This window comes from Amycolatopsis sp. NPDC089917 (genome assembly GCF_040684635.1).
Classification (GTDB): domain Bacteria; phylum Actinomycetota; class Actinomycetes; order Mycobacteriales; family Pseudonocardiaceae; genus Amycolatopsis.
In genome coordinates, this window is record NZ_JBFBGL010000019.1 from 91981 (window position 1) to 117785 (window position 25805).

General features: G+C 69.3%; 22 protein-coding genes and 1 pseudogene. 16 read left to right on the forward strand and 7 right to left on the reverse strand.

The window, feature by feature from the left end; genetic code table 11:
- Nucleotides 1–2 precede the first annotated feature (2 nt).
- The 3 genes from AB0N89_RS16490 to AB0N89_RS16500 are packed head-to-tail and all read left to right on the forward strand — an operon-like array spanning nt 3 to nt 2722.
- Nucleotides 3–623 (forward strand): DUF3558 domain-containing protein, encoded by a 621-nt coding sequence (locus AB0N89_RS16490; protein WP_364205137.1) that lies wholly within the window; start codon nt 3–5, stop codon nt 621–623.
- Entirely contained in the window at nt 620–1966 is a 1347-nt protein-coding gene (locus AB0N89_RS16495) for a hypothetical protein (protein WP_364205139.1), read from the forward strand. Before AB0N89_RS16490 ends, AB0N89_RS16495 begins: the two co-directional genes overlap by 4 nt.
- Before the next feature lie 24 nt (nt 1967–1990).
- A complete protein-coding gene (locus AB0N89_RS16500) occupies nt 1991–2722 on the forward strand; it encodes an ESX secretion-associated protein EspG (protein ID WP_364205197.1) in 732 nt (243 codons plus the stop codon).
- A gap of 4 nt (nt 2723–2726) precedes the next feature.
- On the opposite strand, the gene AB0N89_RS16505 is transcribed toward AB0N89_RS16500, so the two are convergent.
- Entirely contained in the window at nt 2727–3560 is an 834-nt protein-coding gene (locus AB0N89_RS16505) for a MarR family transcriptional regulator (protein ID WP_364205141.1), read from the reverse strand.
- 281 nt (nt 3561–3841) lie between these two features.
- On the opposite strand from AB0N89_RS16505, the gene pip reads away from it, so the two are divergent.
- Nucleotides 3842–4789 carry a prolyl aminopeptidase gene (gene pip, locus AB0N89_RS16510; protein ID WP_364205143.1) on the forward strand — a complete coding sequence of 316 codons (948 nt, stop codon included), beginning with the start codon at nt 3842–3844 and terminating at the stop codon, nt 4787–4789.
- A 71-nt stretch (nt 4790–4860) separates the two neighbouring features.
- On the opposite strand, the gene AB0N89_RS16515 is transcribed toward pip, so the two are convergent.
- Nucleotides 4861–6051 carry a Glu/Leu/Phe/Val dehydrogenase dimerization domain-containing protein gene (locus tag AB0N89_RS16515; RefSeq protein WP_364205145.1) on the reverse strand — a complete coding sequence of 397 codons (1191 nt, stop codon included), beginning with the start codon at nt 6049–6051 and terminating at the stop codon, nt 4861–4863.
- 171 nt (nt 6052–6222) lie between these two features.
- Between AB0N89_RS16515 and AB0N89_RS16520 the strand changes: the two genes are divergently transcribed.
- From AB0N89_RS16520 to AB0N89_RS16550, 7 genes are all read left to right on the forward strand, one after another.
- The gene (locus AB0N89_RS16520; RefSeq protein WP_364205147.1) at nt 6223–7146 is read left to right on the forward strand and encodes a LysR family transcriptional regulator; all 924 of its coding nucleotides are present in this window, start codon (nt 6223–6225) and stop codon (nt 7144–7146) included.
- Nucleotides 7147–7276: 130 nt separating this feature from the next.
- The gene (locus AB0N89_RS16525) at nt 7277–8539 is read left to right on the forward strand and encodes a glutamate-cysteine ligase family protein (RefSeq protein ID WP_364205149.1); all 1263 of its coding nucleotides are present in this window, start codon (nt 7277–7279) and stop codon (nt 8537–8539) included.
- Nucleotides 8536–9885, forward strand: coding sequence for an ergothioneine biosynthesis protein EgtB (gene egtB / locus AB0N89_RS16530; RefSeq protein WP_364205151.1), 1350 nt, complete (start codon nt 8536–8538; stop codon nt 9883–9885). Before AB0N89_RS16525 ends, egtB begins: the two co-directional genes overlap by 4 nt.
- A gap of 5 nt (nt 9886–9890) precedes the next feature.
- Nucleotides 9891–10655, forward strand: coding sequence for an ergothioneine biosynthesis protein EgtC (gene egtC / locus AB0N89_RS16535; protein ID WP_364205153.1), 765 nt, complete (start codon nt 9891–9893; stop codon nt 10653–10655).
- Nucleotides 10652–11629, forward strand: a complete 978-nt coding sequence (egtD, locus tag AB0N89_RS16540; protein ID WP_364205155.1) for an L-histidine N(alpha)-methyltransferase — start codon at nt 10652–10654, stop codon at nt 11627–11629. Before egtC ends, egtD begins: the two co-directional genes overlap by 4 nt.
- Nucleotides 11622–12098 (forward strand): nitroreductase family deazaflavin-dependent oxidoreductase, encoded by a 477-nt coding sequence (locus AB0N89_RS16545; RefSeq protein WP_364205157.1) that lies wholly within the window; start codon nt 11622–11624, stop codon nt 12096–12098. Before egtD ends, AB0N89_RS16545 begins: the two co-directional genes overlap by 8 nt.
- 156 nt (nt 12099–12254) lie before the next feature.
- Entirely contained in the window at nt 12255–13862 is a 1608-nt protein-coding gene (locus tag AB0N89_RS16550) for an alpha/beta hydrolase (protein ID WP_364205159.1), read from the forward strand.
- A gap of 267 nt (nt 13863–14129) precedes the next feature.
- Here AB0N89_RS16550 and AB0N89_RS16555 read toward each other — a convergent pair whose 3' ends face one another.
- The 3 genes from AB0N89_RS16555 to AB0N89_RS16565 are packed head-to-tail and all read right to left on the reverse strand — an operon-like array spanning nt 14130 to nt 16815.
- On the reverse strand, nt 14130–14477 hold the full coding sequence (locus AB0N89_RS16555) for a darcynin family protein (RefSeq protein ID WP_364205161.1): 348 nt from the start codon (nt 14475–14477) through the stop codon (nt 14130–14132).
- 14 nt (nt 14478–14491) lie between these two features.
- Complete coding sequence (locus tag AB0N89_RS16560; protein ID WP_364205163.1) at nt 14492–15382, reverse strand: SDR family oxidoreductase; 891 nt, start codon at nt 15380–15382, stop codon at nt 14492–14494.
- A 5-nt stretch (nt 15383–15387) separates the two neighbouring features.
- Nucleotides 15388–16815: an MFS transporter gene (locus AB0N89_RS16565; RefSeq protein ID WP_364205199.1), complete on the reverse strand. Its 1428-nt coding sequence runs from the start codon at nt 16813–16815 to the stop codon at nt 15388–15390.
- Nucleotides 16816–16971: 156 nt separating this feature from the next.
- Here AB0N89_RS16565 and AB0N89_RS16570 point away from each other — a divergent pair, with 156 nt between their 5' ends.
- Both AB0N89_RS16570 and AB0N89_RS16575 read left to right on the forward strand, forming a co-directional pair.
- Complete coding sequence (locus AB0N89_RS16570; RefSeq protein WP_364205165.1) at nt 16972–17892, forward strand: LysR family transcriptional regulator; 921 nt, start codon at nt 16972–16974, stop codon at nt 17890–17892.
- 166 nt (nt 17893–18058) lie between these two features.
- A pseudogene (locus tag AB0N89_RS16575) lies at nt 18059–18490 on the forward strand (MgtC/SapB family protein); the annotation flags it as partial.
- A 206-nt stretch (nt 18491–18696) separates the two neighbouring features.
- Here AB0N89_RS16575 and AB0N89_RS16580 read toward each other — a convergent pair.
- Both AB0N89_RS16580 and AB0N89_RS16585 read right to left on the reverse strand, forming a co-directional pair.
- Entirely contained in the window at nt 18697–19488 is a 792-nt protein-coding gene (locus tag AB0N89_RS16580) for an alpha/beta fold hydrolase (protein WP_364205167.1), read from the reverse strand.
- Nucleotides 19489–19563: 75 nt separating this feature from the next.
- Nucleotides 19564–22371, reverse strand: coding sequence for an aconitate hydratase (locus tag AB0N89_RS16585; protein ID WP_364205169.1), 2808 nt, complete (start codon nt 22369–22371; stop codon nt 19564–19566).
- A 342-nt stretch (nt 22372–22713) separates the two neighbouring features.
- Between AB0N89_RS16585 and AB0N89_RS16590 the strand changes: the two genes are divergently transcribed.
- The 3 genes from AB0N89_RS16590 to AB0N89_RS16600 all read left to right on the forward strand — a co-directional run bounded on the left by AB0N89_RS16590 (nt 22714) and on the right by AB0N89_RS16600 (nt 25799).
- Nucleotides 22714–24066, forward strand: a complete 1353-nt coding sequence (locus AB0N89_RS16590; protein WP_364205171.1) for an NlpC/P60 family protein — start codon at nt 22714–22716, stop codon at nt 24064–24066.
- Nucleotides 24067–24068: 2 nt separating this feature from the next.
- Nucleotides 24069–24614: an NTP transferase domain-containing protein gene (locus AB0N89_RS16595; RefSeq protein ID WP_364205173.1), complete on the forward strand. Its 546-nt coding sequence runs from the start codon at nt 24069–24071 to the stop codon at nt 24612–24614.
- A gap of 120 nt (nt 24615–24734) precedes the next feature.
- Nucleotides 24735–25799 carry a MoxR family ATPase gene (locus AB0N89_RS16600; protein WP_364205175.1) on the forward strand — a complete coding sequence of 355 codons (1065 nt, stop codon included), beginning with the start codon at nt 24735–24737 and terminating at the stop codon, nt 25797–25799.
- Nucleotides 25800–25805 lie beyond the last annotated feature (6 nt).

Below are 25805 nucleotides of genomic sequence, written 5' to 3' on the forward strand. Positions count from 1 at the left end.
GGATGCCGAACGTGTTGAGGAAACGCGCCGCGGTGGCGGCGCTCGTGCTCGTTTCCGTCGCGGTCGCGGGTTGTGCCGGGGAGACTCCCGGTAAGGCAACGCCGACCCCGGAAGCCTCGCCGTCATCTTCCGCCGCGCTGAACGACCCGAACGTGCCGAAGGTCGCGGAACCGCTGGACGCCTCGAAGTACGTCGGTGACGTGTGCAAGCTGCTTCCCGCTGCCACGACCGCGGAACTGGGATTCACCGAGCCCGGCGAACCGAAGAGCGACACCAGTAATCCCGCTTGCAGCTGGGGGATTCGCGGGAAGGCCGACAGCCTTCAGATCATCCTCGGCAGCGGTAACCGCGAAAAGGGTATGGGCGGCTTGGCCGGACTGCACAAGGCCAAGAAATCCGGACAACTGAGGTTCCTGGAGCCCGGTCCTGAGGTCGACGGCTATCCGACCGTGTACTACGGACTCGCGGACCGGCGTGCGAGCGGAAACTGCGATCTTTCCGTCGGCGTTGCCGATGATCTCACGATCAGTGCCCAAGCCGAGGGTTACCAGAGCGAACAAGATTCCTGCGGGAACGCGCAGAAGGCCGCGTCGGCCATGATCAAGACACTCAAGGGGGCATGAGGGTGGACGGCAAACAGATCTACGAGAACTTCACCCAGGGCGACACCCGCAACCTGCGCAGCGCGGCCGACCGCGTCGCGGAGCTCTCGGACGCCTATGTCGAGCGCGGCATGGCCATCAAGTCCTTGCAGTCGCGGATGACGGCGTCCTGGACCGGGTCCGCGGCCGACGCGGCCAACGCCGGGGCAGGCCCGCTCGAACAGGCCTTCAAGGAGACGGCGGACCCGCTGTTCACCACAAAGGACTCGGTCACCGCTCAGGCCGACAGCTTCGACGACTCCGGGTCGACCGTCGTCCCCGTGCCGCCGAAGCCGGACAAGCCCAACCCCTGGACCACCGGCCTCAAGGGCGCGATCCCGATCGCCGGGCCGTTCATGGTCAACAACGACATCAAGAACTACCAAGAAGGCGTCGCGAAGCACGAGGCGGCGAACCAGAACAACGTCCGCGTGATGGACCAGTACGACTCGGTCACCAGCAGCACGCGCTCAAGCCTGCCGACCGACTACGGCGTGCTGAAGAACGACGGCGCGAACGTCAGCGTCAAGGTCGGTGGCGGTCCGCCGCCGATCAAGCCGCCGCCGATCGTCCCGCCGGTCAAGCCGGGCCGCAACGGTGGCGGGGACGACAACGACGGCACCGACACCAGTGGCACGGACAGCAACGGGACCAACCAGAACCAGAACAAGCCGGGCGGCGACCACAACCAGACCAAGCCGGGCTCGACCGACGACCGTCCGGTCACCCCGAAGGACCGGCCGAATCCCCCGGACATCACCACGCCCACGAGGAAGCCGCCGGGTCAGGACGACACCACGCGCCCGTCCGGCGGTGGCCGGGGCAAGACCGGTGGCGGGACCACGGAGCTCCCGGGCCGGACCCCCGGACGCGGCACCGGTGACCTGGACAACGTCATCGGCCTGCCGAACAGCACCGGTCAGAACTACGGCCCCGGTGGCGGCGGTCCCAACCAGCCCGGTGGCGGCGGCGGACGCAACGTCCCCGGCCCCAACAGTGCCGCGGGCAGGCTTCTCGGCGGCGAAGGCGGCACCGGCGGCCGCGCGGGCGGTCCCGGTGGAACCGGTTCCGGCGGTCTCGGCGGTGGCCGGGGCTCCGGTATGGGTGGCCTCGGCGGCGGCATGGGCGGCGCCGACCACCTGGCCGGTGGTCGTGGCGCGGCGGGCCGCGGTGGCGGTCAGATGGGCCCGATGGGGGCAGGCGGCAGGCGAGCCGACGGCGAAGAGGACGACGAGCACCAGCGTCCCGACTACCTGATCGAGGCCGACCCCGACGCGATCTTCGGCACCGACCAGCGCACCAGCCCGCCGGTCATCGGCGAGTAGCGGATGACCGTCAGAACAGGCCGGGTGGACGTCCCGGTCGAGGCCTTGGCCGTGCTCGCCGAACGCGAACGCGTCGGCGACCTGCACATCACGCTGCGTCCCGAACCACGCTGGCTGTCCAGGACGGCCCGCGCGGAGGCGGACAAGCGAGTGGAAGCCGCGCTGGCGCAAGCCGGGCTGCTGGATTCGAGCGGCCGCGCGTCGGTCGACTTCCTGGACTGGCTCCCGGTGCTCACGAAACCAGCCATCGAGTACTACGGCTGGGTGAACACCGGTGGCGAGACGTACGGCCTCCTCGCCGCCTCGCTGGGATTGCAGGCGGTGCTGGCGGTGTCGTCCGGCGACTGGGTCGGGATTCAGGAGATCGACCGGCGGCGGCTGCCCGAGACGCTGATCGAGCAGCTGCCGCCCGTTCCCGCGGGCGGCGGCAGGCTGCGCACGATCCGCGCGTACGAGCTCGAAGAGGCGGCCCGGCGTGGCCCGGACACGCATTCGCTGCCGCCGGTGATCGCCGACATCGTCAGTCTCGTGCAGCGCCCGGTCGGGGGGAGCGGCGAGCTCTACGTCGGCAAGCGGGACGAAGTCGGCAGGCACGTGGCCGTCGAGGATCCGCTCCACTTCGCCGACACCGACTGGGGCCGGTACCTCAGCTACACGACGGGGCAGGGCAACGACGCGGTGGTCCACATCGGACCCGCCGGGCAACCGGAGCTCGCGGACGCGCTCCGGCACATCACCGGAACCCTGGGCGTCTAAGGCGTCACCACGGGAAGCTCGCCTGGAGGGCGGCCGAGATCGGCTCGAGATCGGTGACCAGACGGCCGAGCTCGCCGGCGTCCAGAGTGTTGTAGGGCGCCTCGGCGAGCCGGTCGGTCATCGCCTCGACGCGTTCTTTCGCGGACCGGCCGGCGGAGGTGAGCCATCCGTCGGCGCCGACGAGACCGCGGTCGCGCATGCCCTCGATGACTTCGGTCAGCTGCGCGGCGCGGAGGTGGCCGACCCGGCCGAACTCGTGCGCGGGCATGTCGATGGACAGGGCGTGGAGGACGTGGGCCTCGGTACCGCCGATGCCCTCGGCCACGAGAGCGACGATGTGGCCGTCGCCGCGGTGCTCGCGCAGCAGCGTGGCCGCGTGCCATAGCCGGGCCGGCGGTTCCCGCGGTACCGGAACCGTGCGGAGGGCGGCATAGAGAGCGCGTCCCTCCGCGGGCGCGCTGGTGGCGGCCTTCAGCAGGAGGTCGGCGGCGCGCTCGACACCGGCGTCGTCGGCGAGGTCACCGAGGATCCGCCGTATCCCCGCGACACATCCCCGCTCGCGGGCGGCGAGCGCCGCCTCGGGCGTGGTCAGCTCCCAGACCTTCGGGATGTGCCGCGCCACCTCGCCCGGGGCGAAGTTGTAGAACACCGAGTGGATCACCTCGGCGGGCACGGACCGGCCGAACGGAGCGGCGCGTCCGGCGAAGTAGGCGTCCCATTGGTTCCGCAGGCCGAGTGAGATCAGGGCCTGGTCCGACTCGTCGGCGAGGTAGGGCACCAGACCGAGGGGCTCGATCAGGCCGTACATGCGGCGGGCTACGGGTTCCGGGTGCGACATCTCATCCCCTGTGGTTCCTGGCGGCGCTCTCGTGGCGGCCGCTCACCCTCTCCACGAACGGCACTCGCCGGATCCGACACCCGGGTTTCGAAAGAATCGCCGGCGGCCGCGTGCTCGGTACAGCGGGTCGTGAGTGGCAAGTCGTGTTCTAACCCCACTTGCCACTCACGAACACCCCAGCCCACCGCTCGCCCCGCGCGACAAATCCAGCGCGCTGGGGGCTCTCTAGCGCTATTGTGACAGCGCTGTTGTATTTCTGGCGGGTCTGGGAGGACGAGAACGTGACACGGCTGTATCCGGAAATCGAACCGTACGACCACGGGATGCTCGACGTCGGCGACGGGCACCTCGTGTACTGGGAGGTCTGCGGGAACCCTGACGGCAAACCCGCGGTCACCCTGCACGGTGGCCCGGGAACCGGGTGCAGCATCGGTCTGCGCCGCTACTTCGACCCGGCCAAGTACCGCGTCGTGCTGTTCGACCAGCGAGGCTGCGGCCGCAGCACACCGCACGCGGGGGAGCCCGAGGCGGACCTCTCGGCCAACACCACCGACCATCTGGTCGCCGACATGGAGCGGCTCCGCGAGCATCTGGGCATCGAGAAGTGGCTGCTGTTCGGCGGTTCCTGGGGTTCGGTGCTCGCGCTGGTCTATGCCGAGCGGCATCCCGACCGCGTCTCGGAGATGGTCCTGATGGGCCTGGCCACCGGACGCCGGAGCGAGACCGACCTGCTCATCCGCGGCCTCGGCGGTGTCTTCCCCGAGGCCTGGGCCAAGTTCCGCGACGGCGTTTCCGAAGAGGATCGCGACGGGGATCTGGCGGCGGCGTACCTCAAGCTGCTGATGGATCCGGATCCGGCGGTGCACGGGAAGGCGGCCGCCGACTGGTGCGCCTGGGAGGACGCGATCATCCCGACTTCCCCGCCGTACAAGAGCTTCGAGACGGCGAAGTTCCGGCTGGCCTTCGCCCGGCTGGTCACCCACTACTGGAGCCAGGGGTCCTTTTTGGCCGAAGGCGTGGTGCTGCGGGAGGCCGGGAACCTGGCGCACATCCCGGCGGTACTCGCGGAAGGCTGTCTCGACCTGGGCAATCTGATCGGGACCCCGTGGGAACTGGCGCACGCCTGGCCGGGCAGCGAACTGATCGTCATCGACGAGGTCGGCCACAGCACCCAGGACGAGCCGATGCGTGAAGTCCTCATCGGCGCCACGGACCGCTTCGCCTCCTGAACCATCGAACGCGCGTGAACGCTCCCTTCCCCTGACTGAGCCGGGGGAAGGGAGCGTTCACGCGCGAACTGTCAGGGAATGACCAGAGCGGGGGCGGTTTCCGGAGCCGCGGCGGCGTCCGAACGGGTGGTTTCGGCGAGCCGCAGGCCGGTGGTGCGCGGAGCGATCCGGTCGAGGTTCCACGAGCTCAGCAGCAGCGCCACCTTCGCCCGCATCTCCGTCCGCAGCCGCTGGAACGAGTCGGCGGGGTCGGCGCCGACTTCGCCGAGCAGGAGCCACCAGGCCCACGCCGCCGCGCCGGCGTTGGCGACGAAGTCCGGGATCACCGGGATGCCACGAGCCGCGAGACCCGCCTCGGCGTCGGGGGTGGTCGCCGCGTTGGCCGCCTCGATGACGACCTTCGCCTTGACCAAACCCTGGTTCCCGGCGCGCAGCGCGTAGGAGATCGCCGCCGGGACGAAGATGTCGGCGTCCGTCGCGACGATCTCGTCGCGGGGGAGCAGTCGAACGTCGGCGGGGAGCCGGCTCCGGTCGATCTCGCCGTACTCGTCACGCAGGTCCAGCAGCGCCGGGATGTCGAGGCCCTCGGGCCGGTACAGCGTCCCGGCGGCGTCGGCGACCGCGACGACGGTCATCCCGGCTTCGTGCAGGTACCAGGCCGCGCCGCCGCCCATCGTGCCGATGCCCTGGATGGCGACCGTGGTCTTCCCGGCGGCCCACTCCCACGCGTCGGCCACCCCGAGACAGGCCTGCGCGACGCCATAGCCGCCGATGACGTCGCCGAGCAGGAGCCCGCCGGGAACCGGGGTGCTCAGCCCGGCTTGCACCCGGCGAAGGGTGTGCGCCGGATCGGCCGAACGGCGGATGGCGGCGTGGTACGACTGTTCGAGCCCCAGCTTCGCGAACACCTCGTCGATCAGGTGCTGCGGCACGCCGAGATCCTCGGCGGTCACCCAGTGGTTGTCGATCCACGGCCGCAGGAACGCGCAGAACCGTTCCAGCACACCGAAAGCGCGTTCGTCCTTGGGGTCGAAGTCGATACCGCCCTTGGCCCCGCCGACCGGCAGGCCGAAGGTGGCGGTCTTGTTCGCCATCCCCCTCGCCAGGTCCTCGACCTCCGTCATCGTGCAGCCCGCGCGCATCCGGGTCCCGCCGGTCGCGATACCGGAAACCAGGCTGTGCACAACGAGAAAGCCGGTGGCGCCGGTGACGGGGTCGGTCCAGATGAGCCTCATCAGCGGTTCGGCGTTCCTCGCGGCCATACGGCCACCTCCTTCGGGATCTGGGGTCGTCCTGCACCACTTCCGAGGGTGCTCCCGGCCCGGCGCGGACGTCCATTTACCGAATCTGAACGATGGTGTGCAGAAAAACTGGTGTAACGCCGCTCGCCGCGTCATCCGGCACCGGTCACCCGGCCCGATTACGTTGGGGTCATGGAGCTTTCGTTGCACCGCCTCCGGATGCTTCGCGAACTGAGCCGTCGTGGCACCGTCACGGCCGCCGCGGCTTCGCTGCATTACACCGCTTCGGCGGTGTCGCAGCAGCTGGCGCAGTTGGAACGGGACGTGGGCGCGAAGCTGTTCGAGAGATTCGGCAGACGGGTGCAGCTGACCGAACTGGGGTTGTTGCTCACCGAACACGCCGAGGAGATCCTGGGGTCGGTCGAACGGGCGACGCTGGCTCTGGAGGAGGCGCAGGAGACCGTTTCGGTCCGGCTCATGGCCGGGGTGTGGGCCTCGGTCGCTTCCGGACTGCTGCCGCACGCGCTGGCCGCACTGGCGGGCGAGCATCCGGGGATCCAGGTCCGGACCCGCGAACTGGCTCCCGAGGACACCGCCGACGCCGTACGTGACGGCGAACTCGACCTTTCGTTCGTGATCGACTACTCCGACGCGCCGATGCCGTGGGACGCCGGGCTGGAGCGCGCGGTGATCGCGGTCGAACGGCTGCACGCCGCCGTGCCCGCCGGCGCCGTGCCCGCCGGCAGCGCTTCGCTGACCGAACTGGCCGAGCATCCGTGGATCCTCGCCAGCCCGAAGAGCCACTTCGGCCGCGCGGTGCGCACCGCGTGTCACCGCCACGGGTTCGAGCCCAAGATCAACCACGAGGTCGAGGAGCAGTCGACGGCGATGGCGATGGTCCGGGCGGGGCTCGGGGTAACCCTCGTCTCGGATCTCGGGCTCGGTCTCCGGCCACCCGGGATCGACGTCGTCGCGTTGACCACACCGTTGCTCCGAACGGTTTCGATCGCCTACCGGACGACCACGTCGCGGCGACCGGCCCTGCAGCTGGTGATCGGGGCGGTTCGCGACGCCGCCGTGGCACTGGGCCTGGGAACCGAGCCCGCTTTGCCCTGATTGGTCCTGTCCTAAGAGGTGGTCCGCCGATCCTGCCCGGCAAGAACGCACCTGAATTTGTCGGACCCCGCGTGTAGCGTCCGAAGTCAAGGTTTCTCAGTTATCGGACAACCGACTGGACGGCGGAAAGATGACTACTGTTCATGATTTCCCCGAGAAGTCCGGGAGCGCGTCGAACGCGACGGCGAAGGTCCTCTCGGACCGCGCCGAGGGCGAGGCGTATGTGGCTTCCGTGTGCTTCAAACACGGGCCGCCGAGACTCCTCGGCGTGGAGCTGGAATTCACCGTGCACTACGCCGACGAGCCCGCCCGGCCCCTCGATCCCGACGATCTCGCCACCGCGCTCGGCCCGCACACCCCGCGGACGCTGCGCCCCGACAGCCCCGCCCTCCCCCTTCCGGCAGGTTCACCGCTGAGCCTCGAACCCGGATGTCAGGTGGAGATCTCCGCTCAACCACAGACCACTCTGCGCCACCTGGACGCCGTGGTCTCGGCCGATCTGGCCCACCTCGAAACCCTTCTCGCCGCCCGTGGCCTGTACCTGGGAGACACCGGGATAGACAGGTACCGGACTCCCGCCCGCAAGCTGGGCACACCGCGCTATGCCGCCATGGAACGCCGCTTCGCCCCGATGGGCGACGGGGGCGCGACGATGATGTGCAGCACCGCGGGCCTGCAGGTCTGTGTGGACACCGGCGAGGCGGGCGACCTGGCCGACCGCTGGGCCGCCGTCCACGCGCTCGGCCCGCCCTTGCTGGCCACCTTCGCCAACTCCCGGATCCACGCCGGACGCGACACAGGCCACGCGTCCGCGCGCTGGCTGGCCGTGATGGACACCGAAAAGGTCCGCACCCGGTCGGCGGAACCGACCCGGGATCCGGCGGGGGAGTGGGCGCGCAGGATCCTGGACACCCCGCTGATGGTCCTTCCCGGCGGCGACGGCCGTTGGGACGCGCCGGATTCCCTGACCTTCGCCGACTGGATCGACGGACGGGGCGAGGGCGCCGGACTCGGCAAGCCGACCGAGGACGATCTCGCCTATCACCTGACGACCTTCTTCACCCCGGTCCGTCCACAGGGGTATCTGGAAATCCGTTACCTGGACGCCCAGCCCGCCGCCCGGTGGCTGCACCCGGTGGCCCTGCTGGCCGCACTGCTCGCCCGCCCGTCCACAGTGGACAGGGTGCTCGAACTGTGCGAACCGGTCCTGGGCAGATGGGAGTGCGCGGCCCGGTTCGGCCTGGCCGACCGGGCGATCGCCACCGTCGCGAGCGAAGTGGTGGACCTCGGTTGCGCCGAACTCGGCACGACCGGTCTGCCGCCGGAGACCATCACCGAGATCAGCGAGGGCGTGCAGTCCCTCGTGCGCGGTTCGAGGAGCCACCAGTCATGAGCGTGGAAAGCACCGAGACCAACCCGCTTCGCGCGCTGAGCCCGCAAGACCTGCGGGCTCACGCGGCCGAGGCGCTCACCAGGGCCCGCGAGCGCAGTGTCGCGCTCACCGACGTCGACGACGAAGAGCTGGTCCGCCAGCATTCGAAACTGATGTCGCCGCTGGTCTGGGACCTCGCGCACATCGGCAGCCAGGAGGAGCTCTGGCTGGTCCGCGACGTCGGCGGCCGCGAGGCGCTGCGGCCGGACATCGACGACATCTACGACGCGTTCCAGCACGCCCGCGCGGACCGTCCCGAACTGCCGTTGCTGGGGCCTGAGGAAGCGCGCAAGTACGTCCGGGAGGTCAGGGAGAAATCCTTCGACATCCTGGAAAACGTGCCCCTGCAAGGCAGGCGGCTCACCGAAGACGCCTTCGCCTTCGGCATGATCACCCAGCACGAGCAGCAGCACGACGAGACGATGCTGGCCACCCACCAGCTCCGCAAGGGCGATCCGGTGCTGCACGCGCCCGCGCCACCGCCCTCGCGTTCCGGGCGGCTGCCCGCGGAGGTGTTCGTCCCCGGCGGTGCCTTCACCATGGGCACGTCCGCCGAACCGTGGGCGCTGGACAACGAGCGACCGGCGCACGAGGTGGCGGTCGAGGCGTTCTTCATCGACACCACGCCGGTCACCTGCGGGGCGTACATCGAGTTCCTCGACTCCGGTGGCTACGAAGACCCGAAGTGGTGGAGCGAACGCGGCTGGGCGTACCGCAGCGAGCACGGCATCCACGCGCCGCGCTTCTGGAACCGGGAACAGGACGGCTGGTGGCGGACGCGGTTCGGCGTCCACGAGAAGGTGCCCGCCGCGGAACCCGTCGTCCACGTGTCCTTCCACGAGGCCGAGGCGTACGCCGCCTGGACGGGCCGCCGGCTCCCGACGGAACCGGAATGGGAGAAGGCCGCCCGGTTCGACCCGGCGACCGGCCGTTCGCGCCGGTTCCCCTGGGGCGACGAGGAACCCACGCCCGAGCACGCCAACCTCGGGCAGCGGCACCTGCGGCCCGCGGAGGTCGGCGCGTACCCCGCCGGTGTCTCGCCGCTGGGCGTGCACCAGCTGATCGGCGACGTCTGGGAATGGACCAGCAGCGGGTTCGAGGCCTATCCGGGGTTCGCGGCGTTCCCGTACAAGGAGTACTCGGAGGTGTTCTTCGGCGGGGACTACCGGATCCTGCGCGGTGGTTCGTTCGGGACGGACGCGGCGGCCATCCGCGGCACGTTCCGCAACTGGGACCATCCGATCCGGCGGCAGATCTTCTCCGGGTTCCGCTGTGCCCGGGACGCGCGACCTGGTGAGGTGGCTTAAGCGGCATGTGCCGTCATCTCGCGTATCTCGGCGAGCCGCGTTCGCCCGCCGAGACGCTCTTCCACGCCCCTCACTCGCTGCTCGTGCAGTCCTACGCCCCGGCCGACATGCGCGGGGGCGGTTCGGTCAACGCGGACGGGTACGGCCTCGGCTGGTACGCCGAGGCCCCCGAGCCGCTGCGGCTGCGCCGGTCCGCTCCTTTGTGGACGGACGGTGACCTGCCCGCGCTGGCCGGGTCGATGCGGTCGCACGCGTTCGTGGCGGCGGTCCGCAACGGCACGACCGGGATGCCGGTGGTCGAGGCGGCGAACGCCCCGTTCACCGGCGGCGGCTATCTCTTCAGCCACAACGGAGTGGTGAGGGGCTGGCCGGAGTCGGTGGCCGAACTCGCCGCCAAGTTGCCGATCACCCGGCTCCTGACCCTGGAGGCGACCACGGACTCAGTGCTGCTCTGGGCTTTGCTGCGTGACCGGCTCGAAGCGGGTGAGGATCCGCTCGCGGCCATCACGTGGCTGACCGCAGCGGTCGAGGAGGTGGCGCCGGGTTCCCGGCTCAACTTCCTGCTGACCGACGGCCGGACACTCATCGGTACGGCATGGACGCATTCCCTGTCCTATCGGGATCTCGGTGGTGGTGTGCTCGTCGCGTCGGAACCGTGCGACGACGACCCCGGCTGGATCCCCGTTCCCGACCACCACGCCGTCCGGATCACCGGCGATGGCGTGCGAATCCTTCCCCTCGAAGCCGATCGGAGCCCTGAGGCACGATGACCGAAGTGGACCTCGACGTACACCACAGCGAGTCGGACATCACCGAACAGCTGCGCGCGGACGTCCGCGCCGGCCTGGAAGCGGACCAGAAATGGTTGTCGCCCAAGTGGTTCTACGACGCGCGTGGCAGCGAACTGTTCGAGAAGATCACCGCGCTTCCCGAGTACTACCCGACCCGCAGCGAACGGGAGGTGCTCGCCGCGCGCGGCGGCGAGATAGCGGAGAGCTCCGGCGCGCACACCCTGGTCGAGCTGGGCTCCGGGTCGAGTGAGAAGACCCGGCTCCTGCTCGACGCGCTCACGAGCCACGGCACGTTGAAGGAGTTCGTGCCGCTCGACGTGTCCGAATCCGCGCTCGCCGAAGCGGCGGAAGCCATCACGGCCGACTACCCGTCACTGGAAGTCCGCGGCGTGGTCGGCGACTTCACCCAGCACCTCGACCTGCTGCCGGGCGACCGTCCGCGGCTGGTGGTGTTCCTCGGCGGCACGATCGGCAATTTCCTGCCCGCGGACCGTGCCCTCTTCCTGCGCTCGGTCCGCGAAGTGCTCGACGAAGGGGAGTGGCTCCTTCTCGGGACGGACCTGGTGAAGGACCGCGAGACACTGGAACGCGCGTACGACGACGCGGACGGGGTCACCGCCGAGTTCAACCGCAACATGCTCCACGTGATCAACAACGGCCTCGGCGCGAACTTCGACCCGGCGGCGTTCGACCACGTCTCGTATTGGGACGAGGAGAACGAATGGATCGAAATGCGGCTGCGCGCCCGTGAGGCCTTGACCGTCGACATCCCCGGTGCCGATCTGCAGGTCAAGTTCGACGAAGGCGAATACGTGCGCACCGAGATCTCCGCGAAGTTCCGGCGGGAGGGAATCGCCGAGGAACTGGCCGAAGCCGGTTTCGCGGTCGAGAAATGGTGGACGGACTCCGCGTCGCGGTTCGGGGTGAGCCTGGCAAGATCTGTCCGTGACTAACCCTCTCACCTCGCTCGCTCGCGTGCTCGGCACGCAACCGTGGCTGATGGGGCTCGCGGGCGGGATCATCTGGGTGGACAAGAGACTCCACCGGCTGTTCAAAGGGAAGGTGAGCCTGGTCGCGCTGGCCGGGCTCCCTTCCCTGAGGCTGACCACGACGGGCCGCAAGAGCGGTCTGCCCCGTGGTACCAACCTTCTGTACTTCCCGCACGATGAGGGATTCGTGCTCGTCGGCTCCAATTGGGGGAGGCCGAACGATCCCGCGTGGACACACAACCTGCGCTCGGAACCCGAGGCGGTCGTCGCGCTGGCGGGCAAGGAAATCCCGGTCAAGGCCAGGGAACTGCTCGGCGACGAGTACGACGCGATGTGGAAACTGCTGCTGGACTTCTGGCCCGGTTACTCCATGGAGAAGCAAGCCGCTCGCCGTGTGTTACCGATTTTCGAGTTAAAGACAACCACTCGATAGGTTCGTACCATCCTTTCGGCCGGTGACTGGGTTACCGGCTTGTGCGAGGCTCGCTTGGTGTTACGCGCCGTGACATCGGCGGCGCATCGTGCGACGTGGTCTCTCACGTCGCCAGCCGAGGGAGGAGTCGTTTTGCCGAGATCCACAAGGAGGCCGGTGCGCGGTTTCGCACTGGTAGGGGCACTCGTGGCCGGCGCCGCGTTGACCGGTGCCTCCGGGACGGCGGTCGCCGCTCCGGAAGCCGGGCCGTCGGCCGCCCAGGTCGGCGCGACCGCGCCGGTGACCTGGGGTGCCTGCACGGCGGACCAGCTCCGCGGTGTTCCCGCCGACCAGGTCAAGTTCTACAGCTGCGCGCGGTATCGCGTGCCGATCGACCACGACAACGCGGCGCTCGGCACGATCGACATCGCGATGTTGAAGCGGGCGGCGAAGACGCCCGACAAGAAGGTCGGTTCGCTGTTCCTCAACCCGGGTGGTCCCGGTGGCTCCGGGTTCCGGATGCCGATCGGCGGGGCGAACTACTTCCAGCCGCAGGTGCTCGACCGGTTCGACCTGATCGGGTTCGACCCGCGCGGCGTCGGGGCCAGCAACCCGCTCAAATGCTTCACCACGCAGGAGGACGCGAACGACGTCTTCGCCGCGCAGATCCCCGTGCCGCTGTCGCGGCAGGAGATCTCCGGCACGCTGGCCTCCTACCGGGACTACGGCCAGTTCTGCAAGAACAACGCGGGCGCGCTGCTGAACCACATGTCCACCAAGGACGTCGTGCGCGACCTCGACAAGATGCGGGCCGCGGTCGGCGATCAGAAGCTGACCTTCGTCGGCTTCTCGTACGGGACCCTGATCGGGTCGACGTACACGTCGATGTTCCCGAAGCAGAGCCGGGCGATCGTCATCGACGGCAACGTCGACCCGGCGCTGCGCACCAGCGACGGCGTGCAGTACGACCGTGAGCGGGCCCGCGGGTTCGAGATCTCCCTGGACGGTTTCCTGCGCAAGTGCGCGCAGGTCGGTCCGAAGTGCTCGTTCAGCTCGGGCACGCCGCGGGAGAAGTTCGACGAGATCCGCGACTACCTGCGCCAGCAGCCGATCAAGCTGCCGGACGGCAGCAGCTACGACATCAACGCGTTCACCAGCACGGTCTCCGGTGTGCTGTACTCGCCGACGTCGTTCCCGCCGCTGGCCGACGATCTGCAAGCGCTGTACAACGTCGTCCACCCGCCGGCAGCGCAGACGCAGACGGCGCAGGCCGTCGAGCTGAAGGTGCTGAAGTCGGGGGCGAACGGGCGCGCGGACGTGGACCCGGACAGCCCGTACACCGGTGACGACTCCTACTTCGCCGTGAACTGCTCGGACAAGAAGATCACGGTCAAGCAGGAGAAGGTGCCCGAGATCGCCGCGAAGTGGGAGAAGGAATCGCCCACCTTCGGTCGCTACCAGGCGTTCTCGGACGTGGCGGGCTGCCCGGTGTGGCCCGCGAAGAAGCCGGACGTCTACCGCGGCCCGTGGCAGGCCAAGACCGACACCCCGGTGCTGGTCGTGGGCAACTACTACGACCCGGCGACCCAGTATCTGTTCGCGAAGCGGATGGCCGACGAGCTGGGCAACGCCCGGCTGCTCTCGGTCGACGCCTTCGGGCACTGCATCCTGGGTGACTCGCTCGGCGTGGACAAGGCCACGGCCGACTACCTGATCGACCTGAAGGTTCCGGCCAACGGCCAGGTGTTCCAGCCGAACGTCCAGCCGTTCGAAACCACCGCCTGACACTCAGGCACGTAACCACGAAGGCCACCGTCTCCGCGGTGGCCTTCGTGGCGTTTCGGGACCGGTCCCGAGCATCCGGCGCTACGTTCTCGGCGGGGAGGGCCGGATGTCCCGGGGCGAGATTCTCGCCCTGGTCGTCCGGGTGGGTGACCAGGGCACCGGCCGACACCGCCGGTGCACCTGGCACCTCTCCGGGGACCGGAAATCCCGTTCACCGCGGTGTGCCGTCCGTGGTCGTGGGCTACCGGCGAGACGCTCCTGCCGGTGTCAGACGTTGACGCTCGCGTAGGCGTCCAGCCCGTAGTTCGTGGCGTACGCGTTCTCGACCCCGACCAGCAGGTCGACGATCTCGAAGTAACGGTCCCAGAACGGCGTCTCGCGCAACGCCTCGACGAGCAGCTGGTAGGAGTGGTGGTCGTCGGCTTCCCACACCCACACGTCGGTCACTCGCGCGGAGTAGAACTCGGTGTCGAAGAACCGCGACCGGACTCCCTTCACCTTGCTTTCGATGGCCGGGAGGACTTCGGTCTTGAAGGACTCGACCCGCTGTTCGACGGTGAGGCCGAGCCATTCGGGGGTGGTCTTCACCAGCATGAACGCGGTCACTGCGGACATGGTGTTCCTTCCTTTCAGGCGTAGGCGCCGGCTTCGATGTCCTCGACCAGTGTCGGTCCGAACGGGGCCCACTTGAGCAGTTCGCGGGTGCGCTCATTGGACGCGGTCATGTCCAGTGAGAAGAACCTGCCGACGAAACCGAAGTGCTCACCGGCGTTCTCCGGCGGCACGGACACCACCGGGACGTCGAGCGTCCGCCCGATGGTCTCGGCGATTTCCTTGGTCGTGACGGCTTCTTCGGCGACGGCGTGGAGAAGCGAGCCGGTGGGCGCGCCCTCCAGCCCCAGGCGCACGAGGCGGGCCGCGTCGGTGCGGTGGATCGCCGCCCACGACGCGGTGCCGTCACCGAGGTAGCCGGAAACGCCGTGCTTGCGTGCTGCCGCGACGAGCGCGGCGACGAAGCCGTGGTCGCCGGCGCCGTGGACCGAAGGCGCGAAGCGGGCGCTGATTACCCGCATGCCCTTCTCGGCGTACTCGAGGGCGAGGTTTTCCGCGCCGCCGCGATGCGAGTCGGGCCCGACGGCGGGGGAGAGGTCGGTCTCGATGGCGGGGCGCCCGGTGGCCAGGGTCGAGAGCCCCGCTGCGAGAACGAAGGCCCGGCCTGTCCCGGTCAGCGCGTCGGCGAAGGTCTGGACCGCGGCACGCTCGGCCCGGTTGGACTCGGCGGGGTTGCCCCAGTCGTGTTTGTTCGCCAGGTGGAGGACGGCCTCGGCTTCCTCGGCGCCCGCGCGGAGGCCGTCGAGATCGTCCAGGTCGCCGCGACGGACCCGGGCGCCCTTTCGTTCCAGCGTGACCGCGGAGCCGTCGGAGCGGGCGAGGCCGGTGACCTCGTGCCCGGCGTCGAGCAGCTCGTCCACGACGGCCGAGCCGATCCAGCCGGTCGCTCCGGTGACGAATACGTGCATGGGAGTTACTCCTTCTCTGAGGTGGTGCGGGAAAGGCGTGATTGCAGGACGACGAGCGCCCCGAGGACGAGCACACTCACGCCGATGACCCGCAGGGCCGTGCTCGTACTGGTGACGAACGCGGAAATCACTTCGGGCGAGCGCCCGGGGGCCGTGGCCAGGGCTTGCGCCACGGTGTGCGGATCGTGGGCCGCGCGGACGTCGGCGGGCAGCGCCGCGACGAACCGCCCGGTGAGGACGGTGCCGATGACCGCTACGCCGAGCGCGCTGCCGAACTCACGGGTGGTGGCCTGGAGACCTGCGCCGACGCCGGCCTGGGCCGGTGGCAGCGAACCGGAGATCGCGGCGGACAGCGTCGGAAGGGCCAGCGTGACACCGACGCCGGTCACCACGAGCCAGGCCGCGTAGACCGGATACGGCGTCGAAGCGTCGCTTGTGGACAGTCCGACGAGGCCGCAGCCGCAGAAGACGAACGCGATGGCGACGGTGGCGTCGACGCCGGCGCGCCGGACCAGCTCGCCCACGTGCCGCGCGCCGAGGATGACCGGGACGGTCAGCGGGATGATCCCCAGCCCGGTGGCCAGGACGCTGAATCCCTTGCCGTATTGCAGGAAGGACGCGTTGACGTAGAACAGCGCGAACATCCCGAAGAAGATGGCGGTCATGCCGAGGCAGGCGCTGCGCAGCGCGGGCACGCGGAACAACCGGGGATCGAGCAGCGGGTGCTCGGCTTTCAGCTCCACGAAGGTCCACACGGCGAAGAGCACGACAGAACCGGCGAACCCGGCCAGGACGATCGGGCTGCCCCAGCCCTTTTCGGGTCCTTCGACGATGCCGAGCAGCAACGCGACCGACGCGCCGACGAGCAGGGCGGCGCCGAGCGGGCTGAGCGGGCGGTCGTGCCTCGCGGACACCGGCGCGATGCGGGCGACGAGCGCGGCGAGCACCAGCGAGAGCGGGACGGCGGCCGCGAACAGCCAGCGCCACGATCCACCGGACAGCACCGCGCCGCCGCCGACGTTCCCGACGACACCGCCGATCCCGGTCATCGACGCCCAGGTCGCGATCGTCACGCCCTTGCGTCCGGCGGGCACGGCGTGCAGCAGGACGGCGAGCGTGTTGGGCAGGACGGCGGCGGCCCCGATCCCGGTGATCGCCCGGCCCGCCAGCAGGACGGGCACGTTCGGCGCGACCGTCGACAGCAGCGCGCCGGCCGCGAACAGCGCCAGACCGGCGAGCAGGACGCCCTTGCGGCCGAAGCGATCCCCGGCGGCGCCACCGGGGATCACCAGACAGGCGAAGAAGACGACGTAGGTGTCGACGATCCAGATCAGCGCCGACGCGGACGGGTGGAGGTCGCTCGCGGCCAGCATCGGGACGGCGAGGTTGATCGCGGCGACCATCCCGACCACGAGCACGACACAGGCGCACATGGCGGCCAGCAGGCCGCGTCGCGAGACCGGGCGGCTCGCCGCCGCCGCGGGATCGTCGCGGAGTTGAAGTCGGAGTGGCATGTCCGCAAAGCTATTGACCAGTGCGATGTTCGTGCCACGCAACTTTGACAAAGACTAGTTGCGTACGATGCAACTATGGCCGATCAGCTGGACCTGAACCTTCTGCGGGTGTTCGACGCGTTGCTGCGCGAAGGCAGCGTGACGGCGGCCGCCGAGCGACTGCACCTGTCGATCCCGGCGGCGAGCCGAGCGCTGGGCCGGTTGCGGCGGGCGATGGGGGATCCGATCCTGGTGCGCGCCGGCCGGGGGATGGTGCCGACGCCGTTCGCGCTCCGGACGGCGCCGCGTGTCCGGTCACTGCTCGACGAGGCGTCCGCCCTCATCAGCGCCGACCGCGACCTGGCGATCGGCGACCTCGAACGCACCTTCACCATCCGCATCAACGACGGCGTCGCCGCGACACTGACGACCGCCGCCGTCGAGGCGACCGCCGCCGTCGCGCCGGGTGTGGTCTTGCGCTTCGTGGCCGAAGGCAGCGAGAGCACCGAGGCGTTGCGGGACGGTTCGGTGGATCTGGACATCGGCGCCGGCGACGTCACCGCTCCCGACATCCGCTCGATGCCGCTGTACCGCGAGCGCGTGGTCGGGATCGTCCGGGCGGACGGTCCGCTCGGTGACAAGCGGTACCCGACGCTGGCGCAGCTGTGCCGCTATCCCCACGTTTCCGCTTCCCGGCGCGGCAGGGGCAGGGGACCACTCGACGACGTGCTCGAAGCGGCCGGTCTCCAGCGCCGCGTCGCGGCGGTCGTCCCCACGTCCGCCGTCGCCGCTTTCCTGGTCTCGTCGAGCGACTACATCGGACTCGTCCCCTCGCGGCTCGCCGAGCGGTACGGCCGGTCGCTCGGCCTCCGCTGGTTCCCGATCCCCGCGGATCTCCCGGAGATCGAAGTCTGCCTGCTCTGGCACGCGCGACTCGACGCCGATCCGGCCCAGCGCTGGCTGCGCGACACGATCCGCGACGCGTTCGACGGACGGTGGTACAGTCCCGAAGGTTGATCATCACCGATCGAGTACGAAAGCGAGGTGAGCGGCACATGCCGGAAGACAGTTCTGGAACGACCGGACGTGGTCGCCGTTCACCCCTGTGCGCGGTGCGCTGACCTTTTCCGGTCTCCTTTCCCTGTCTGGCCTTGTGTACGCACGCCAGAAAAGAGCCGGAATCATGAACACCTTCGAAATGCTGCTCAGGGTCGGCACCGGCGTCGGTTTGGGCGCCGTCATCGGCATCGAGCGCCAGTACCGCGCCCGGATGGCCGGACTCCGCACCAACGCCCTCGTCGCCGTCGGCGCCACCCTGTTCGTCCTGTTGTCCGCCCACGGTTTCGGCGGGCTGAACACCAGCGGTGACGCGGACCCGACACGGGTCGCCGCGCAGATCGTCTCCGGGATCGGGTTCCTCGGCGCCGGGGTGATCCTGCGGGACGGGCTGAACGTCCGCGGGCTCAACACCGCCGCCACGCTGTGGTGCTCCGCGGCCGTCGGATCCCTTGCGGGAGCGGGACTTTACGTCGTCGCGCTCGCCGGGACCGCGGTGATCGTCGGGGTCAACGTGCTGCTGCGCCCGCTCGGCCGCGTCGTCGACCGCCGTCCGGAGAACCGGGACGAATGCCCGGAGCAGGAAGAGCCCGAGCGGGCTTAGCCCCAGAGACCTGGGTGGGTGAGCGCGGAGACGTGACACGCGTGATCAGAGAGCGATCTCGCGTGTTTGAAGGCGGATCTCACGTGCTTGGGGACGGATCTCGTGAGTTCCGCCGCCAACCACGCGAGATCCGGCTTCAAGCACGCGAGTTCGGTGCCGCGTCACGACCCGGCCAGGAAGTCCAGCAATATCTCGGAGAACTCGGCCGGTTTCTCCAGGTTGATCATGTGCGCGACCCCGGGGACGACGAGTTTCCGGGCGTCGCGCGCCTCGCTTTCGATCCGGTCGGCGATCTCGATGATGTCCGAAGAATCCAGATCACCCACCAGCGTCAACGTGTGCGGCGTCAGCTCACCGACCCGCTCGACGGCCCGCAGTTCGTCCATCAGCATGAAGCCGCTGCCGCGGTGCCGGGTGATCGTCTCCGTGTACATCTCCTGGCATCGCCGCCGGACGTCCTGGTCGACGACTCCCGGGGCACGGTGCTGACCGTCCACCCACATCCGCAGGATGCCTTCGATGGCGGCGGGCAGGTCACCCCGGGCGCCCGCCTCCTCGACTTTCTTGTTCTGCTCCAAGACGAAGGGGTCCTTCGTCACCATCGCGCTCAGACCGGTCGCCACGAGGACGAGATTCTCGACGAGGTCCGGATACGCCACCGCGATCCGCCCGCCGCTGGACAGCCCGGCCAGTGAGGCGCGGGGGAGTTCCAGCGCGATCAGCAGCGCGCGGAGGTCGTCGTGATGCCTGAACCGTTCAGTCGGCGTGGAGGACTCGCCGTGTCCGCGCGCGTCGTACCGGATGGCGGTGTGGTGCCGTTCGAGCGCCGTCATCTCGGTGTCCCACATCCGGGAATCGAGCATCCCGCCGTGCAGCAGGACGACCGGATCGCCCTCCCCGCGGAGCTCGTACGCCAATTCGCCGTTCTCGACCTGAATTCTCCCCCTCGGCATATCCCCAAGGTACCGAAAAACACGAAAGGCCCCTTTCCTCGAAGTGCGGGGAAAGGGGCCTTTCGTGCGCGATACCTACGCCTGGGTCATCTTCCGCAGGACGTACTGCAGGATGCCGCCGTTGCGGTAGTAGTCCGCCTCACCCGGGGTGTCGATGCGGACGTCCGCGTCGAACTCCACCTTGGTGCCGTCGGTCTTCGTCGCGGTGACGTGGACCGTGCGCGGGGTCTCGCCGTCGTTCAGCTTCGTGATGCCCGAGATGTCGAACGTCTCGGTGCCGTCGAGGCCGAGCGACGAGGCCGACTCGCCCGCCGGGAACTGCAGCGGGATGACGCCCATGCCGATCAGGTTCGACCGGTGGATGCGCTCGAACGACTCGGTGATCACCGCGCGCACGCCCAGCAGGCGCGTGCCCTTGGCTGCCCAGTCACGCGACGAACCGGAGCCGTACTCCTTGCCGCCCAGGACGACCAGCGGGATGTCCTGCGCCGCGTAGTTCTGCGCCGCGTCGTAGATGAACGACTGCGGGGCGTCGTCCTGGGTGAAGTCGCGGGTGTAGCCGCCCTGCACGTCGTCCAGCAGCTGGTTGCGCAGCCGGATGTTCGCGAAGGTGCCGCGGATCATGACCTCGTGGTTGCCGCGACGCGAGCCGTAGGAGTTGAAGTCCTTCTTCTCCACGCCGTGCTCGGTCAGGTACTGCGCGGCCGGGGTGCCCGGCTTGATCGCGCCGGCGGGGGAGATGTGGTCGGTGGTGACCGAGTCGCCCAGCTTCGCCAGCACGCGCGCGCCGGAGATGTCGGTGACCGCCGACGGCTCCGCCTTCATGCCCTCGAAGTACGGGGGCTTCCGGACGTAGGTGGACTCCGCGTCCCAGTCGAAGGTCTTGCCCTCGGGGGTCGGCAGCGACTTCCACCGCTCGCCGCCGTCGAAGACGTCGGCGTAGTCCTTGGTGAACATCTCCTGCGTGATCGCGTAGTCGATGGTCTCCTGGATCTCCTTGGCCGACGGCCAGATGTCCTTCAGGAAGACGTCGTTGCCGTCGGTGTCCTGGCCGAGCGGCTGGTTCTCGAAGTCGAAGTCCATCGTGCCGGCGAGCGCGTACGCGATGACCAGCGGCGGCGACGCGAGGTAGTTCATCTTCACGTCGGGGTTGATGCGGCCTTCGAAGTTCCGGTTGCCCGAGAGCACCGAAACCGCGGTGAGGTCGTTCTCCTGGATCGCCGCGGAGATCTCGTCCGACAGCGGGCCCGAGTTGCCGATGCAGGTGGTGCAGCCGTAGCCGACCAGGTGGTAGCCCAGCTTCTCCAGGTACGGCCACAGGTTGGCCTTGGTGTAGTAGTCCGTGACGACCTGCGAACCCGGCGCCATCGAGGTCTTGACCCACGGCTTGACCGAGAGACCCTTGTCGACCGCGTTCCGCGCGAGCAGCGCCGCGCCGAGCATGACCGACGGGTTGGAGGTGTTGGTGCAGGAGGTGATCGAGGCGATCACCACGGCGCCGTGGTCGAGGATGAACTCGCCGCGGTCCGAGGTGCTGACCTTGACCGGGTTGGTCGGGCGGCCGCTGTGGCCGTTCGCCGCCGACTGGACCTCGACCGCGTCCTCGTCCTTGAAGGAGAGGGCGGCGGGGTCGCTGGCCGGGAAGGTCTCCTCGACGCTCTCGTCCACGTTGGTGTGCGGGGCCTGCTCGCCGCCGACGTAGTCGTGGATCGACTTGCGGAACGAGTTCTTCGCGTCGGTGAGCTCGATGCGGTCCTGCGGGCGCTTCGGGCCGGCGATCGACGGGACGACCGTCGACAGGTCCAGCTCGATGTACTCGGAGTACTCCGGCTCGTGCGACGGGTCGTGCCAGAGGCCCTGCTCCTTGGCGTACGCCTCGACGAGCGCGACCTGCTCCTCGGAGCGGCCGGTGAGCTTGAGGTACCGGACGGTCTCGTCGTCGATCGGGAAGATCGCCGCGGTGGAACCGAACTCCGGGCTCATGTTGCCGATGGTGGCGCGGTTGGCCAGCGGCACCGCGCCGACGCTCTCGCCGTAGAACTCGACGAACTTGCTGACCACACCGTGCTTGCGCAGCATCTCGGTGATGGTGAGCACGACGTCGGTGGCGGTCACGCCGGTCGGGATCTCGCCGGTGAGCTTGAAGCCCACGACGCGCGGGATGAGCATGGAGACCGGCTGGCCCAGCATGGCCGCCTCGGCCTCGATGCCGCCGACGCCCCAGCCCAGCACGCCCAGGCCGTTGACCATGGTGGTGTGCGAGTCGGTGCCGACGCAGGAGTCGGGGTACGCCTGGCCGTTGCGGGACATCACCGTGCGCGCGAGGTGCTCGATGTTGACCTGGTGCACGATGCCGGTGCCCGGCGGGACGACCTTGAACTCGTCGAAGGCGCCCTGGCCCCAGCGCAGGAACTGGTAGCGCTCGCGGTTGCGCTCGTACTCGATCTCGACGTTGCGCTCGAACGCGTCGGCGCGGCCGAAGACGTCGATGATGACCGAGTGGTCGATGACCAGCTCGGCGGGCGCCAGCGGGTTGACCTTGTCCGGGTCGCCGCCGAGGTCGGTGACGGCCTCGCGCATGGTGGCGAGGTCGACGACGCAGGGCACGCCGGTGAAGTCCTGCATGATCACGCGGGCGGGCGTGAACTGGATCTCGATCGACGGGTCGGCACTCGCGTCCCAGTTGCCGAGCGCGCGGATGTGGTCGGCGGTGATGTTCGCGCCGTCCTCGGTCCGCAGCAGGTTCTCGAGCAGGATCTTCAAGCTGTAGGGAAGGCGCTTGGAGCCCTCGACCTTGTCCAGGCGGAACACCTCGTAGGAGGCGTCGCCGACCTTCAGCGTGTCTTTGGCGCCGAAGCTGTCCTTGCTGGCAGGTGCTGTCACTTCTTACTCCAGTGGCGGGTCAGTTCGGTGTGGTTCTCCGGGCCGTTCGGGCGGGCCCGGAGCGAGTGTTGCGCACCCCCACCGTAAGTCCGGACCCGGGATGGCACACCTCGTTCGTCCCTTCAAACAGTACGCCTGTACTTTTTGGCTGGCAACCCGACACGCGGGTAGGGAACGTCTCATCGACCTGCGGCCGTTCGAGTGACAAAACGATCGTCTGTTCGTCCCCCGTTGAGGGGAAATGGTGCCTACGGTGTGTAAGTTCCTGGTGGTGCTTCTGGTAATGCTGTGACTGCAGTGGCACAGTGAGCTCGAAGTTCAAGATCAGGAGGTGGGTGGATCGTGCGTGGTGAAGCCGGGTCTGGGGCCGGCGCCCGCCGTGGCGCGACCATCGGCGCGTGGGGGATCGCCCTGTTGCTCGGGGTGACGGGTACCGCCATCGCGGTACCGCCGCCCCCGCCGAATCCCAGCGACTCCGAAATCAACTCCAGCAAGGCCGACGCCAACGCCAAGGCGGGCGACGTCGGCAGGCTCACGAACCAGCTTGCCCAGGCCGAGTCGAAGCTCGCTCAGCTCAACGACGACGTCGAGCTGAAGATGGAAGAGGCCAACAAGGCCAGGGTCGACGCGGACGCCGCGCAGGACGAAGCCGCGCAGGCCGACCGCGAGGCACAGTCCGCGCGCACCGAGTCCGACGCCGCGCAGGCGACCATCGACAAGGCCCGCGCCGACCTCGACAAGTTCGCCGCCGCCAGCTTCCAGCAGGGCAGCACCATCGGTTCGGTGTCGGCGTACCTCACCGCCGACAGCCCCAAGGAACTGCTCGGCCGCGCGCAGATGCTCGACGCGGTCGGCGGCAGCAGGCTCAACGCGCTCGACACGATGAAGCGCGCGCAGACGGAGAAGTCCAACAAGGACGCGACGGCGCGCAAGAAGCAGGAGATCGCGCAGGAGCGCAAGCGCGCGGCGGAGGCCGCCAAGCACGAAGCAGACAACGCGCAGAGCGCCGCGCAGCACGCGCAAGACACCCAGGCCGCGCAGAACGAGAAGCTCGAAGCCGACAAGACGAGCGTCGAGAAGCAGCTCTTCGAGGCGCAGCAGAAGGTCAGCGGCCTGCAAGGGCAGCGGCAGCGCTACGACGACTGGAAGGCGCAGAAGGCCCGCGAAGACGAGGAGCGCGCTCGCCAGGCCGCGCTCGCCGCGTCACGGCCCAGCCAAGGTCAAGGCGGCGGTGGCCGTCCGTCGAGCAGGCCGGTCCAGTCGGCGCCCGCCGGGGCTAGCGTCGAGGCGGCGGTCCAGCGGGCACTGTCGCAGCTGGGACTTCCGTACGCGTGGGGCGGTGGCAACACCTCCGGTCCGACACGCGGTATCCGCGACGGCGGCGTCGCCGACCGCTACGGCGACTACAACAAGATCGGCTTCGACTGCTCCGGTCTGATGATCTACGCGTTCGCCGGGGTGCGGGCGCTCCCGCACTACAGCGGATACCAGTACAACGCCGGGCGGCGGGTGCCGCTTTCCCAGATGCGCCGCGGCGACATGCTCTTCTGGGGCGGTGGCGGGGGCATCCACCACGTCGCGATGTACCTCGGGAACGGGCAGATGGTCGAGGCGCCGCAGTCCGGTCTGCGCGTCCGGGTCGCGCCGGTCCGCTACGGCGGCATCATGCCCTACGCGGCCCGCCTGATCGGCTAGACGTGACTTACGCGGGGATCGTGCTGGCGGGCGGCGCCGCGCGCCGCCTGTCCGGTGTGGACAAACCCGCGCTCCCCGTCGGCGGGAAACCGTTGCTGGCCAGGGCTCTGGCGGCGCTCGCGGAAGCGGATCCGGTGATCGTCGTCGGTCCCGAACGGCCGGGCTTCGGCGACGTGCTGTGGACGCGGGAGTCCTCGCCCGGGACGGGGCCGGTGGCCGCGCTGGCGGCCGGTCTCGTGTTGGTGCGCTCGGAGATAGTCGTCGTGCTGGCCGGTGATCTCGCCGGGGTCCGGTCGTCCACTGTGGATCGTCTGGTGGGTTCGCTCGGTGCCGCGTCCGGCGCCGTGCTGGTCGACGACGCGGGGGAGCGGCAGTGGCTGCTCGGCGCCTGGCGGGTGGAGGCGCTGCGCGGGGCCCTGCCGGAGACCGTCGAGAACGCGTCGTTGCGGCGGACGCTGGGCGGGCTGGAGATCGTCGAAGTGCCCGGTGAACCGGGGGAGAGCGACGACATCGACACGCCGGAGGACCTCGACCGCTGGTCGCGGTGAATCCCCTTCACAGCCGTCATACCGCTGATCGGGTTGGCTACCTTCACGAACGGCTGTGTCACCGACCACTACGGTCACATCCGGACGGAATAACGCAAGCGGGGAACACAGGAGGCACGAGTGACCGAGCCCGGCTACGCCGACGGCGCGCAGCAGCAGCCCGGAACGCCGGCGCGGGACGCCCAGTTGCTGGAGCGGACCGTGTTCGAGGTCAAGCGGATCATCGTCGGCCAGGACAGGCTGGTCGAGCGGATGCTGGTCGGCCTGCTGGCCAGGGGGCACCTCCTCCTCGAAGGCGTCCCCGGCGTCGCGAAGACCCTCGCCGTGGAGACCTTCGCGCGCGTGGTCGGCGGCTCGTTCTCGCGTGTGCAGTTCACCCCGGACCTGGTCCCCGCCGACATCCTCGGCACCCGGATCTACCGCCAGGGCGCCGAGCGGTTCGACGTCGAACTCGGCCCGGTGGTGGCGAACTTCGTGCTCGCCGACGAGATCAACCGCGCGCCGGCGAAGGTGCAGTCGGCGATGCTCGAAGTGATGGCCGAGCGGCACGTGTCGATCGGCGGCCAGACCTTCCCGATGCCCGACCCGTTCCTCGTGCTCGCCACGCAGAACCCGATCGAGAACGAGGGCGTGTACCCGCTGCCCGAGGCGCAGCGCGACCGGTTCCTGTTCAAGATCGTCGTCGAGTACCCGACCGCCGAGGAAGAGCGCGAGATCATCTACCGGATGGGCGTCACCCCGCCCACTCCGCAAGAGGTGCTGAGCCCGGCCGAGCTGGTCCGGCTCCAGAACGTCGCTTCGCAGGTCTTCGTGCACCACGCGCTGGTCGACTACGTCGTCCGCCTCGTGCTCACCACCCGTACGCCGAACGACCACGGCCTCGCCGACGTCGCAGGCTGGGTGTCCTATGGCGCTTCGCCGCGTGCCAGCCTCGGCATCATCGCCGCGGCTCGCGCGCTGGCCCTGATCCGCGGCCGCGACTACGTGCTGCCGCAGGACGTAGTCGACGTCGTTCCGGACGTGCTGCGTCACCGGCTCGTGCTGTCCTACGACGCGCTGGCCGACGGCGTGCCCATCGACCACATCATCACGCGGGTGTTGCAGACCGTGCCGCTGCCGCAGGTCTCGGCCCGTCCGCAGGGCGGCGCCGGGCAGGGCGTTCCGGCCGGCGCACCCGTCAGGTAAGGAATT